The following is a 12,570-nucleotide window of genomic DNA, read 5'->3' as shown; positions in this document are numbered from 1 at the left end:
GCGGCCCGGGAAGTCCGGCAGCCGGACGGGGGGACAGGCTGCCGGACGAGCGGTGCGTGCTCCGTCGGCCCATGGGGCCTGGGGTCAGAGCAACGCCTCCGCCGTGATGGGCAGTTCGCGGACGCGGCGGCCGGTGGCGTTGAAGACCGCGTTGGCGATGGCGGGCGCCACCCCGATCATCACCAGCTCTCCGAGGCCCTTGACGCCGAGCGGGTCCGCCTCGCGGTCCTCGCCGTCCAGGTAGATCGCCTTGAGGTCCGGGATGTCGGCGTTGACGGGCACGAGATAGTCGGCGAGGTTGGCGTTGACGATCCGCCCGTCGCGGTGGTCGGTGACCGTGTGCTCCAGCAGGGCCGTGCCGATGCCGCCGACCATGCCGCCGAGGGCCTGGCTGTCGGCGAGCTTGGGGCTGATGATGCGGCCCGCGTCGTAGACGCCGAGCACGTGCCGCACGCGTACCAGGCCGAGTGTCGCATCGACGGCCACTTCGGCGAAGGTGGCGTTGTAACCGTAGAAGGAGTGCCGCTCCGGGCCTGTCGGCGGCGCGAAGGAGCCGTCCGCTTCGAGGTGGGTGCGGTCGTTGCGGGCGAGCAGCCTCCGGTACGTCTCCCCGCGCGTGGGGTCGTTCTTCGCGTGCAGTCGGCCGTTGCGTACGACGACATCGTCCGCCTGTGTCCCGTACAGCGGTGATTCGCGGTCCTCGACGGCCAGTCGGATCGCCTGACGGCGGACCTTGTTGCAGGCGTCGAGGGTGGCGGAGCCGACGCTGGCCATGGTCATCGAGCCACCGTGCGGTGGGGTCGGCGGGTAGAGGGAGTCCCCCAGCCGGAAGGTGACCGTGCGCACGGTCAGCCCGAGGGCGTCGGCGGCGACCTGGGTCTGGGAGGTGTACGTACCCGGGCCCATGTCCGTGGCGGCGGCCTCGACCAGCGCCGTGCCGTCGGCGTCCAGGCGGGCTCGCGCCTGAGCGGGCATGCGCGCGGTGTCGTAGACGCCGGCGGCCATGCCCCTGCCGATCAGCCAGTCCCCCTCACGCGTCGAGCGGGGCTTGGGGTTGCGTCGGTGCCAGCCGAACTCGCGGGCGCCGACGGTGTAGCACTCGCGCAGGCGGCGGGTGGAGAACGGCAGCCCGGACGACTCGTCCTCGTTCGGTTCGTTGCGCAGGCGCAGCTCGATGGGGTCGACGCCGAGCTTGTGGGCGAGTTCGTCCATGGCCGACTCGATGGCGAAGGAGGCCGTCTGGAAGCCGGGGCCGCGCATGTACAGCGGCGTGGGCAGATCCAGCGGCACCGTCCGGTACCTCTGCGCCACGTCGGGCATGCTGTAGAGCATCTGCCCGGCCGTGAGGATGGACTCGGTGAAGGTCTCGTACGACGACGTCTCGGCGTCCAGCTCGTGCACCGCGGCGGACAGCCGGCCGCGCCGGTCACTGCCGAGGCGCAGGTGGTAATCGTACGAGGGCCGGAAACCGGTCCCGAGGTACATCTGCTTGCGGTTGAGAACCAGCTTGACCGGGCGCTTCGCCTCACGGGCGGCCAGCGCGGCGACGACCACGTGCGGCCAGCAGCGCAGGGCCGAGCCGAAACCGCCGCCGACGAACGGCGAGATGACGCGCACCGCGTCCATGTCCAGACCGAACACCGCGGCGAGTTCGGTCTGGGTGCCCACCACCCACTGGGTCTTGTCCCACACGGCGAGCTTGTCGCCGTTCCAGCGGGCGATGGTGGCGTGCGGCTCCATCGGGTTGTGGTGGTTGCGCGCCGTGCGGTACGTCAGGTCCAGTCGTACGGCCGCCGAGCGCAGGGCCGCTTCGGCGTCGCCGCGCGCGTAGGTGGTCGGCTTGTCCGGTTCGGCCTCGGTCAGGTCGGTCGAGGGCTGTTCGGCGTCGTAGCCGACCTTGACCAGGCTCGCACCGTGCTGTGCGGCCTCCAGGGTGGTGGCCACCACGACGGCGACCGGCTGGCCGTGGAAGCGGACACGGTCGTCCTGGAAGACGCGCAGTCGCCGGCCGGGCGGATTGTTCGACCCGGAGTTGTCGCGGTACGGCAGCTTCGGCGCGTTGCGGTGGTGCAGCACCTTCAGCACGCCCGGAAGGGCTTCGGCGGCGCCGGTGTCGATCGACGTGATGCGGCCGAGGCCGATGCTCGCGTCGACGATCACGGCGTGCACGGTCCCCTCGACCTCGTGCTCGGCGGCGTACAGCGCCTTGCCCGTGACCTTGAGCCGGCCGTCCACCCGGGACAGCGGCGCACCCACGGCTGCCTGCGGCTGGGGACTCACTTGGTACCTCCTACGACACGCAACTGGCGTTCGACCGTGCGCTTGAGCAGCTCGACCTTGAAACGGTTGTGCTGCAGGGGACTGGCGCCGTCCGCCGCCTTCGCGGCAGCGGCCGACCACAGGGCCCCCGAGGGGCGTTCACCGACGAGGTGCTGCTCGACGGCGGGCAGCTTCCACGGCACCGTGCCCACTCCCCCGGCGGCGACCTTGGCCTCACGGATCACCCCACCGCGCACGTGCAGCGCGACGGCCGCTGAGGTAAGGGCGAACTCGTAGGACTGCCGGTCCCGCACCTTGAGGTAGCCGGACTTGAGCGGCCGCGGAAGAGCGGGGATCTCGACCGCCGTGATCAACTCACCTTTACGCAGGGCCTGTTCGCGTTGTGGGGTGCTGCCGGGCCGCAGAAGGAAATCGGCGAAGGGGACTTGGCGTGCTCCGTCCGGGCCCAGCAGGTGCACCCGGGCCTCCAGGGCGGCGAAGGCCACAGCGGCATCGGAGGGGTGGGTGGCCACGCAGGCGTCGGAGGTGCCGAGGATGGCGTGGGTGCGGTTGAAGCCGTGCAGCGCGGCGCAACCGGAGCCGGGCTCGCGCTTGTTGCAGTCGGCGGTCACATCACGGAAGTAGGTGCACCTGGTGCGCTGCATGATGTTGCCGCCGATGGTCGCCATGTTCCGCAGCTGCGCCGAAGCACTCAGCTCCAGCGCCTCGGAGACGACGGGATACAGGGCGCGCACCTTGGCGTTGCCGGCGGCCTCGGACATGGTCACCAGGGCGCCGATGCGCAAGCCCCCGCGTTCGGTGACGGTGACCTCGCCCAGCGGCAGGGCCGCGATGTCGACGAGGGTCTCGGGGCGTTCGACGGTCTCACGCATGAGGTCGACCAGCGTGGTGCCCCCGGCGATGTAACGTCCGCCGTGGCGCCCGGCGTTGAGGGCTTCACGGGTGTCGGAGACGCGTGTGTAGGAGAAGGGATGCACGGTTGCCGCTCCTTACTTCCGGCCCGCGGTCTGCTCCACCGCGCGCACGATCTTCACGTAGCAGCCGCAGCGGCAGATGTTGCCGCTCATCCACTCCCGGATCTCCTCCGGCGAACCGGTATGCCCCTCCTGGATGCAGCCGACGCCGGAGACGATCTGGCCGGGAGTGCAGTAGCCGCACTGGAAGGCGTCCTGATCGATGAAAGCCTGCTGCAGCGGGTGGAGTTCGTCCCCGTCGGCAAGGCCCTCGATCGTGGTGACCTCTGCGCCCTGCAACCGCACCGCGAGCGTGAGGCAGGCGTTGTGCCGCTGCCCGTCGACCAGGACAGTGCACGCACCGCAGGCCCCGGCGTTGCAGCCCTTCTTCGAGCCGGTCAGGCCGAGGTGCTCGCGGAGCAGGTCCAGCAGCGAGGTGCGGTTGTCGACCGTCACGGTCCGGCGGGTGCCGTTGACCGTCAGGGAGACCCGGCTGGACGGCGGCCTCTCGACGGCTGTCGCCTCCTCCGCGCCGAGGGGGGAGGTCCCTCCGATCACGCCGCCCGCGACGACGGCACCACCGACCGCGGTACTGGTGGCGATGAACGTGCGCCGCGTGGGCGCCGGGGAGGACTCGCCGGCTCCGGCGGAGGATGGAGCGGCGGGCTCGGGAAGTTCAGTTGACATACGTACGCCTTCGTATCGCGGACGGATCGGCCGTACACAACAGCGGGACGGGAGACCGGATCGTCGTCACCGCAGGGATATGGGCAACCGCGCGCTTCGGCAGCGGCGACTGGTCACCTGGGGAGTCTCGCACCGCCGGCAACGCTCGTGACAGGGAGACTTTCCTCCCCCTTTACGCTCCGCCAGGAGCGACTGGCCGACGTCGTCGGGGGCACTTGCGCGCCGGGCGAGGCAGGGCAGAGCCGCGGCGCCTCCCCGCTTGTGGGTGGCGTCCGCGTCGCTCATCGCGTCGTTGTGCGTGGCGGACTGATCGTCCGCTTCGAGCAAGTCTCCGGCCACGGCCCTTCTGCGGGATGCCCTGACGTCCTGGGTGAGCCCGGGTTGCGTGATCGAAGGGCCGGGGCTACCGGTTGCGGGTGCGAGGGCCGTCGTACTGCTGGTCGGTGACCGGCTCGCCCCAGGCGGTCTCCGGGGTGTCGTCGCCCGTGCCTTCCCACAGGGCGATGTGCTCCATGAACCGGTCGGGGGCGGCGCCGTGCCAGTGTTCCTCGTTCGGCGGGCAGGCGACGGTCTCGCCGGGGTGGGCCTCGAAGACGGTGCCGTCCCGGGTGCCGATCAGGGCGATGCCGGAAACGACGTGCAGGGTCTGGCCCAGGGCGTGGGAGTGCCAGTTGGTGCGGGCGCCCGGTGAGAAGCGGACCAGGTTGGCGCGCATCTTGGACGGGGCCTGGCCGGCCACGATGACGTCCCACCAGACGTCGCCGGTGAACCAGTCCGCCGGGGCCTTGCTGCTGGGCTGCTGCTTGATGAATTCCATGGTGTCTCTCCGGTGTTGTCGATGCGTGGGCTGTCTCTAGCGGGCGACGTAGCCGCCGTCCACGGGGAGGGCGACGCCGATGACGAAGCCCGCTCCGGGGCTGCACAGCCACAGGACAGCCTGGGCGATCTCCTCGGCGGTGCCGAGTCGGTTGATGGGCTGGTTGGCCTCGGCCTCGGCGCGGTCCAGCTCCCCCTTGGCGATCATGTCGCTGACCATCGGGGTGTCGATGGTCCCGGGGCAGACGGCGTTGACGCGGATGCCGCGCGGGGCGTATTCGAGGGCGGCGCTGCTCGTCAGGCCGATGACTCCGTGCTTGGACGCGTGGTAGGAAGCGCGGCCGGGGAGGCCGACGAGGCCGCCGAGGGAGGAGCAGTTGACGATGGCGCCGCTGCCCTGGGCGCGCATGTGCCGCAGCTCGTGTTTCATGCAGGCCCAGACGCCACGGAGATTGATTCCGTTGACGCGGTCGAAGCGTTCGGCGGGTTCGTCGGCGGCGTCGCTGGGCGGGATCTGGATGCCGGCGTTGTTGTAGGCCATGTCGAGGCGGCCGAAGGTCTCGACGGTGCGGTCGACCGCGGCGGCGACCTGGTCCTCGTCGCTGACGTCGCAGGTGAGGGCGAGGACGTGGTGGCCCGCGTCGGTGAGGTCCTTCGCGGCTGCGTTCAGGGCGGCTTCGTCGACGTCGGTGAGGGCGACGGCGGCGCCGGACTCGGCGAACGCGCGGGCGGTCGCCAGGCCCATACCGGCGCCGGCTCCGGTGACGAGCGCGACCTGGCCGGTGAAGTCGTACGTGGGGTTCACGTCGTGGTCTCCGTTCGAGTGAAGAGGTGTGCCGGCGCGAGTGGCGTCGGGGCTGCACGGATGGGCTGCGGCGGCACGACGCCTTGCCATGGACCGCCGTCAGACGGTCTGACCACCGTCGACGACCAGGGCGTGGCCGGTGGTGAAGGAGGCGGCGTCGGAGCAGAGCCAGAGGACGGCGCCGGCGATCTCGTCCGGTGTGCCGAGGCGTCCGACGGGCTCGTCCGCGATCAGGGCGTCCCGTCCTCCGGGTGTGCTTTCGGCGAAGCGCTGGATCATCTCGGTGTCGACGATGCCGGGGCAGACGGCGTTGACGCGGACGTTGGACGCCGCGTAGTCGAGGGCCGTCGAGCGCGTCAGGCCGATGACGCCGTGCTTGGCCGCGGCGTAGGCCGCCTGTCCCTTGAAGCCCTTGACGCCGGCGCCCGACGAGGCGTTGACGATCGCGCCGCCACCCTGCTGGAGCATGAGGGGGATCTGGTGCCTCATGCACAGGAACATCCCGGTCAGGCTGACGCCGATGACGCGGTCCCACTCGTCCTTCTCGATGTCCGCGGCCGGCTTGACCGGCTGCTCGACTCCGGCGTTGTTGAAGGCGGCGTCCAGTCGTCCGAACGCCTGAAGGGTGCCGTCCAGCGCGGACCGCACGTCGTCTTCGCTGGTGACGTCACAGGCGAGGGCCAGAGCCTGCCCGCCCGCTTCCTCGAGGAGCCGTACTGTCTCCCGCAGGCCGTCCGAGGACAGGTCGGCGAGGGCGACGCGGGCGCCCGCGCGGGCGAAGGCTACGGCGGTGGCGCGGCCGATGCCGGAGCCGGCTCCGGTCACGAACGCCACCTTGCCGGTGAAGTCCGCGGTGTTCACAGTCATGTGCAGATTCCTCTCGCATGCTGGTACGTCGTCGGGTACGTGTCGGCAGGACGCGGATCCGGGCTTGAGTCAGTGCTGCGACGACACCTGCGCGGGTTCGTCGTGTCGCGTGTGCGTGGGAGCGACGCCCCGGGCCACGATCCGGCCCTTGTCAGAAGTGCCGTGGACGGCGAGGGCGATCAGAGGCAGCAGCGTGAGAGCGGCGATGACGGTGCCGACCAGGGGCGGGCCGGTCAGGCCGAGGGAGGAGTCCAGGGACGTACCGGCGATCGCCGAGCCGGCGGCGATGCCGGTGTTGAAAGCGGAGGTGGTCAGCGAGGAGGTGAGGGTGGGGGCATCGCCTGCGAAGCGCATGGCGAGGGCGGTGACGACCGGGTTGACGGTGAAGCCGGTCAGGCCCATGAGGAAGACGAGAAGGGTGGCCGTCACCGGGTTGCCGGACAGCGGGATCATCAGCAGCAGGACCAGAGCGGTGGCCGCGGCGGCCGTGATGGTGGTGACCATCGGACGCCGGTCGCCCAGGCGGCCGCCCGTGGTGGTGCCGCCCAGGGCGCCGATACCGAAGGCGATGAGGACGAGCGGTACGGCACCTGCGGGGATACCCGCGCGGTCCGTCAGCAGCGGCGTGACATAGGTGTACGTCGCCAGGACACCGCCCATGATCAGCATCGCGGCGCCGAGCGCCAGCCACAGCCGGCCCTGCCGCAGAGCCCGGACCTCGGCCCGGAGGGACACCTCGACGCGCTCCTGCTGGGCCGGGATGAAGCGGCCGATGAAAGCGGCGGCAAGCCCGGAGAGGACGGCCAGGGCCCAGAAGGGGCCGCGCCAGCCGGTGAACTGGCCGGCGAAGGAGCCGATCGGCACGCCGACGACGTTGGCCAGGGTCAGGCCCCCGATCATGACGCCCGTGGCGCGGGTGGCGTTGCGCGGCCCGGCAGCGCTGGTGGCGACGACGAAGCCGACGGACCAGAACGCTCCGGTGGCCAGGGCCGTGACGACGCGGGCGATGAGGACGACGGTGAAGGACGTGCTGAGGGCGGCGACCAGATGTCCGAGGCAGAACACGGCCAGGGCCAGGATGAGTGTCTGGCGCTGAGGAAGGCGCAGGGTCGCCATGGCCATGGTCGGCGCGCCGATGATCATGCCGATGGCGAAGGCGGTGATCAGCAGACCGGCGTGGGAGACGCTGACTCCGAGGTCACCGGCCAGCTCCGGCAGGAGGCCGGCGACGACGAACTCGGTGGTCCCCATCAGGAACGTGCCGGCGGCGAGCACCCAGACGACGAAGGGAAGCTTGCCGGGGGTGGTCCCGGATGCGGAAGGCATACGTGTGGTCTCACCTTGCGTGGGAATCGGCGGATCGGGGGCGGCTGAAGCCGTCGCGGCGGATGGGCGGACGGCGCAGCCAGGTCTTCGACGGTTCCATGGAACGGACCGGGCGAAAAGGGGAGGATCTCCTCCCCCCTTCTTCGGGTGCTCTGCGTGACGGGCGCGCGGTGGGGCGGGTCAGGGCGCGGCTTCGATGGCGATGCGGTCGGTCCCGGCAAGCCTGTCCGCATCGGCGTCGATGCTGCCGAGGATCAGCAGGTCGGCGTTGGCGGAGTCGCCGTCGCGGTAGAAGAGGGCCACATTGCCCCAGGGCGCGTAGTAGGCAAGGTCGCCGGCCTTCGGCGCGCGTGGCTCGGGAGCGCCGGAGGTTGTCAGCCTGCGCGGCAGGTCGGCGATCCGCTCCGTCTGGTGGAAGTCCTTCAGGTCCAGGGTGAGCGGGAGCAGCTCGGCGAAGTCACGGGCGGCAGGGCTGTCGTTCAAGGTGGCGCCGACGGGGTGGCCGTCGAGGGTGACCCGGATGTTCATGGCGGTGTTCCTGTCGGATGGTGCGGTGTGTGCCTCGGGCGTCGGCGTCTGCTGCTCGGTGGTGGTCCCGGACGGGGAGGCCGGGGAGGTGTCGGTGCAGGCCGCCACGGTCAGCACGAGAGCGGTGGCAGTGACGGCACGGGCGAGGACACGGAGGGCGGCCGAGTTCATGGACGTCGTCCAGAAGATCAGTCGGGCAGGGGCTCGGAGTAGTGGCGGAATCCATCGCGCTGCTGGTGGATGTCGTACAGCCGCTGTGCCAGCACGTCGGGGCTGCTGTGCTCGGCGTCTGGCCGGATGGCGCCCGGGATGATCAGCTGGGCGGCGTAGATGTTCTCCTCGGCGAGCGTGTCGTGCAGCATGCGGGCGTAGGCGCTCTCGGCGGCGAACGCGATCGAGGTGCCGGCCACCTTCGGGTTGGGGCGTACGGCGCTGGAGCCGTTGACGAACAGCAGAGTGCCGCGGCCGAGGTCGCGCATGCCGGGCAGGACGGCGTTCACGGCGGTGACGGGGCCCTTGACGGAGAAGGCGAGGGGCGCGTCGAGGTCGTCGGCGCCGGTGTCCAGGGCCGGCTTCATGAAGTCGGCGCGGGGCACGGGGCTGTACTGGAGGACCTCGATGGGACCCAGGTCCTTGGCGGCCGCGTACAGAGCCGCGTCCAGTGACTCGATGTCGAGGACGTCGGCGGTGAAGCCGCGCGCCTGAATACCGTCACGTGCCAGCTCGGCGGTCATCTCCTCCAGGCGCTCGGCGTTGCGGGCGATGAGGGCGACGGTGCGGCCGGCGCTTCCGAAGCGGCGGGCGGTGGCCAGCCCGAGTCCCGGGCCGGCGCCGATGAGAGCGAAGGTCGTCATGGGGTTCGTCGTTCCTTGCGTGAGGTGGTGGTTCCCGCCCGCATCCGCGCTGCCGGTCATGCGGTCCGATGGTGTGGATGCGGGGCGAGAGGAGGCCGAGGGCTGAGGACGATGTGCGCCCGGCGCCCTCCGGTGCGGCCAATTTCTGTGGTGCTTGACAGGGGCAGCGGGTCACAGGGCGGTGGGGTCAGGGCTTGAGGAGGGCCTTGATGGCGCGGCGTTCGTCCATCGCCTTGTAGCCCTCGGCGACCTGGTCCAGGGGCAGGGTGAGGTCGAAGACCTTGCCCGGGTTGATGCGGCCGGACAGGACGCGGTCGATCAGGTCGGGCAGGTAACGGCGGACCGGGGCGGGGCCGCCGCGCAGGCCGACGTGGGAGAAGAACAGTTCCTCGCCGTCGACCGCCACGTCGTGCGGGACGCCGACGAAGCCGACGTTGCCGCCGGGCCGGGTGGCGTGCAGGGCCTGCCGCATCGACTCGGCGGTGCCCACGCACTCGAGCACGGAGTCCGCGCCGATGCCGCCGGTGAGGTCCTTTACGCGGGCGATGCCCTCGTCGCCGCGCTCGCTGACGGTGTCGGTGGCGCCGAACTCCAGGGCGAGCCTCTGCCGGGAGTCGTGGCGGCTCATCGCGATGATCCGCTCGGCGCCCAGTTCCTTGGCGGCGATGACGCCGCACAGGCCGACCGCTCCGTCGCCGACGACCACGGCGGTGGAGCCGGTCTTCACCTCGGCGGCGAGGGCGGCGTACCAGCCGGTGCCCATCACGTCGGAGACCGCGAGCAGACTCGGCACCATCTCGGCGTCGGGGTGCTCGTCGGTGGCGACGAGGGTGCCGTGGGCGTTGGGGATGCGCACGTAGTCGGCCTGGCAGGTGCTCATGAACTCGCGGTGCAGGCAGGAGGACTGCCAGCCGCCCAGGCAGTTCACGCAGGTGTTGTCCGAGGTGGCGAAGGAACCGACCACGAACTGGCCGGGCTTGACGTTGGTGACCTGGCTGCCGACCTCTTCGACGATGCCGACGTATTCGTGCCCCATCGGGTGCGGGTCGCCGATGGGTTCCGCGCCGCGGTAGGGCCACAGGTCGGAGCCGCACACGCAGGTGGCGACCGTGCGGATCACCGCGTCGGTCGGGTGGAGGATCTTCGGGTCGTCGAGGTTCTCGAAGCGCACGTCGCCGGGGGCGTAGATGACTGCTCCGCGCATGGGGGACTTCCTTCGGGGCGAGGATCGGTGAGCGCGCAGCCGGGGTCGGGATCGGCTGCTCGCTTTCGAGCCTCACAGGCGGGGGAAGGTGCGAAAAGCGGAGAAATTCATCCCGGGAGGAGAACATCCTGGGAGTGAAATCTCCCCCCTTTCCTGAGTGGAATCGGTGTCATGCTGGGAAGCATGACCGCCAACGTCCCCCTCAATGAGCTGGGAGAATTCCTCAAGAAGCGCCGCTCCGAGCTGAGCCCGCGCACGGTCGGACTGCCCGAGACCGGCAAGCCCCGCCGGGTTGCCGGGCTGCGCCGCGAGGAGGTCGCCCAGCTCGCCAGCATCAGCACCGACTACTACACCCGCCTCGAACAGGGCCGCATGCAGGCATCGGCGCCCGTGCTGGATGCCCTCGCCCGGGTGCTCCATCTGGATGACGACGAGCGCGGCTACCTCTTCCAGCTCGCGGGCAAGACCACCACCCGCGCGCGGCGCCGAGGCCGGCAGAAGGTCCAGCCGCAGCTCCAGCGCGTCCTGGACGACCTCACCGCCACCCCGGCCGTCGTGCAGGGCCGGCGCGGCGACATCCTGGCCTGGAACGCGCTGGCCTCCGCGCTGGTCACCGACTTCTCCCGCGTCCCGGAAAAGCACCGCAACTATCCGCGGATCATCTTCACCACTCCCGCGATGCGCAATCTGTACGCCGACTGGGAGACCTCCGCGCACATCGCCGTCGCCCAACTGCGCATGGAGGCCGCGAAGTACCCCGAGGACCCCCGTCTGATCGAGCTGGTTGGTGAACTGTCCCTGCGGGACAAGCAGTTCGCCCGCTGGTGGGGCGAACACCACGTCGCCGCCCGCACCGTCGGCACGAAGACCCTCAACCATCCGGTCGTCGGCGAACTCGTCCTCGACTGGGACACCCTCACCGCCAACACCGACCCCGACCAGCACCTGACCGTCTGGACCGCCGCACCCGGCTCCCCCACCCACGAACGACTGCGCATCCTGGCCTCCTGGGCCGCCGACCAGAACCTGCCGGCCTCCTCCCCCCTCAGCTGACCGCGACCGGCAGCTGCTGTAGGAGCGGCCGGTGGATCGTGCCGGTCGCCCGGCACAGAGGGAGGCTCGTGCCTGGTCGGTGTGGGCGATACTTCCGCAGCCGATGGACATCTCCGTCTGCCCAGCCGCGAGCCCAGCGGTACCCCGGCGACGGTGGCCAGGTTCAGGCCCCCGAGCAGCAGGCCCAGGGCCCGTGATGTCACCCCGCCCTGACGAGGTCACGTCACCATGTCTCTGTCGGCGTCCCGGAGTCGATCAGGCGCCGCCAGGGGCCTTGTTCCGGAAAATGTTCGGCTCAGGTTCGCTCTCACAGATAATTTTGCGGTGATCCATTGACCGGGGCCAAGGCGCCCGGATAGAAAGATCACGACCAGGATCGCGATCCGAGTCCGGTCCAACAGCTCTGCCCGGGGGATTGCGCCACGGTCCTCGCCAACGCCGCCCTGCAGTTGGTCTCCGTCGCCGTGCTGCTCGGGCTGCGGCTGCCCACGGGAGCCGGGCCCCGTGCCCCCGCCGCCGAGGCGCCGGGCGGGGTACTGCGCAGCGCCGCTCTGCGGGACGTGCGCTATGTGGCGGTCGCGCTGATCTGCGGCGCTCTGGAGCTGTACCACCCGCTGCTGACGGTCGGTCTGCCGCTGTGGATCGTCACCGGCACCGACGCGCCCGCGCTGCTGGTGTCGAGGCTGCTGATCCTGGACACCGTCCTGGTGCTGTTGTTCCAGGTCACGGTCAGCAAGGGCGTGCGTACCCCGGCGGGAGCGGCACGTATGCTGCGCTGGGCGGGGTGGGCGCTGGGGGCGTCCTGCCTGGTCTTCGCGATGAGCGGGGGGCACGGCGCGCTCCTGGACAGTGCGGCCCTGCTGGGCGGTGCGCTGGTGCTCGTCCTCGGCGAGCTGTACCAGGCGTCGGCGAGCTGGGGCCTGTCCTTCGGGCTCGCCCCGGCGGGCCGTCAGGGGGAGTACCAGGCGGTGTTCTCCCTGGGGCGCGGGCTCCAGCAGTTCGCCGGGCCGTGGTTGATGACCTCCCTGGTCGTCGGCGCGGCGGGGACCGGCTGGCTGATCCTCGCGGCGCTCTTCGCCCTGCTCGGGCTCGCCGCGCCGCCGTTGGTGCGCGGCCTGGAGAAGACCCGCGCGCGGACGGAGCCGGCGCCGGCCTGAGCGGACCGGCCGGCGCCCGTCCGGACCCCATGTGTCACAC

Annotated in this window: 12 protein-coding genes; 2 read left to right on the top strand and 10 right to left on the bottom strand. The window is 70.9% G+C overall.

The genetic code is table 11. From position 1 onward, the window contains the following. Nucleotides 1–84: 84 nt before the first annotated feature. From QOL88_RS34725 to QOL88_RS34680, 10 genes are all read right to left on the bottom strand, one after another. On the bottom strand, nt 85–2,280 hold the full coding sequence (locus QOL88_RS34725; protein WP_097222187.1) for a xanthine dehydrogenase family protein molybdopterin-binding subunit: 2,196 nt from the start codon (nt 2,278–2,280) through the stop codon (nt 85–87). Beyond that, entirely contained in the window at nt 2,277–3,257 is a 981-nt protein-coding gene (locus QOL88_RS34720; RefSeq protein ID WP_097222186.1) for an FAD binding domain-containing protein, read from the bottom strand. The genes QOL88_RS34725 and QOL88_RS34720 overlap by 4 nt, the downstream gene beginning before the upstream one ends. A gap of 12 nt (nt 3,258–3,269) precedes the next feature. After that, nucleotides 3,270–3,920 carry a (2Fe-2S)-binding protein gene (locus tag QOL88_RS34715; RefSeq protein WP_097222185.1) on the bottom strand — a complete coding sequence of 217 codons (651 nt, stop codon included), beginning with the start codon at nt 3,918–3,920 and terminating at the stop codon, nt 3,270–3,272. A 403-nt stretch (nt 3,921–4,323) separates the two neighbouring features. After that, nucleotides 4,324–4,737: a (R)-mandelonitrile lyase gene (locus QOL88_RS34710; protein ID WP_097222184.1), complete on the bottom strand. Its 414-nt coding sequence runs from the start codon at nt 4,735–4,737 to the stop codon at nt 4,324–4,326. A gap of 36 nt (nt 4,738–4,773) precedes the next feature. After that, nucleotides 4,774–5,541, bottom strand: coding sequence for an SDR family NAD(P)-dependent oxidoreductase (locus QOL88_RS34705; protein WP_097222183.1), 768 nt, complete (start codon nt 5,539–5,541; stop codon nt 4,774–4,776). Between the two features lie 99 nt (nt 5,542–5,640). After that, nucleotides 5,641–6,408 (bottom strand): SDR family oxidoreductase, encoded by a 768-nt coding sequence (locus QOL88_RS34700; protein ID WP_097222182.1) that lies wholly within the window; start codon nt 6,406–6,408, stop codon nt 5,641–5,643. Between the two features lie 69 nt (nt 6,409–6,477). Continuing rightward, a complete protein-coding gene (locus QOL88_RS34695; protein WP_097222181.1) occupies nt 6,478–7,734 on the bottom strand; it encodes an MFS transporter in 1,257 nt (418 codons plus the stop codon). Between the two features lie 180 nt (nt 7,735–7,914). Beyond that, on the bottom strand, nt 7,915–8,433 hold the full coding sequence (locus QOL88_RS34690) for a cyclophilin-like fold protein (RefSeq protein ID WP_179879041.1): 519 nt from the start codon (nt 8,431–8,433) through the stop codon (nt 7,915–7,917). Between the two features lie 17 nt (nt 8,434–8,450). Then, on the bottom strand, nt 8,451–9,116 hold the full coding sequence (locus tag QOL88_RS34685) for an SDR family NAD(P)-dependent oxidoreductase (RefSeq protein ID WP_097222180.1): 666 nt from the start codon (nt 9,114–9,116) through the stop codon (nt 8,451–8,453). 187 nt (nt 9,117–9,303) lie between these two features. Beyond that, nucleotides 9,304–10,320, bottom strand: coding sequence for a zinc-dependent alcohol dehydrogenase family protein (locus QOL88_RS34680; protein WP_097222179.1), 1,017 nt, complete (start codon nt 10,318–10,320; stop codon nt 9,304–9,306). A gap of 171 nt (nt 10,321–10,491) precedes the next feature. On the opposite strand from QOL88_RS34680, the gene QOL88_RS34675 reads away from it, so the two are divergent. Further along, complete coding sequence (locus QOL88_RS34675) at nt 10,492–11,373, top strand: helix-turn-helix domain-containing protein (protein WP_097222178.1); 882 nt, start codon at nt 10,492–10,494, stop codon at nt 11,371–11,373. Between the two features lie 449 nt (nt 11,374–11,822). Further along, a complete protein-coding gene (locus tag QOL88_RS34670) occupies nt 11,823–12,530 on the top strand; it encodes an MFS transporter (RefSeq protein WP_097222177.1) in 708 nt (235 codons plus the stop codon). Nucleotides 12,531–12,570 lie beyond the last annotated feature (40 nt).

This window comes from Streptomyces sp. Ag82_O1-12 (assembly GCF_900182715.1).
Lineage (GTDB): Bacteria > Actinomycetota > Actinomycetes > Streptomycetales > Streptomycetaceae > Streptomyces > Streptomyces massasporeus.
Note: the sequence above shows the minus strand (reverse complement) of the source record. Positions and strands in the feature narration are given on the sequence as shown.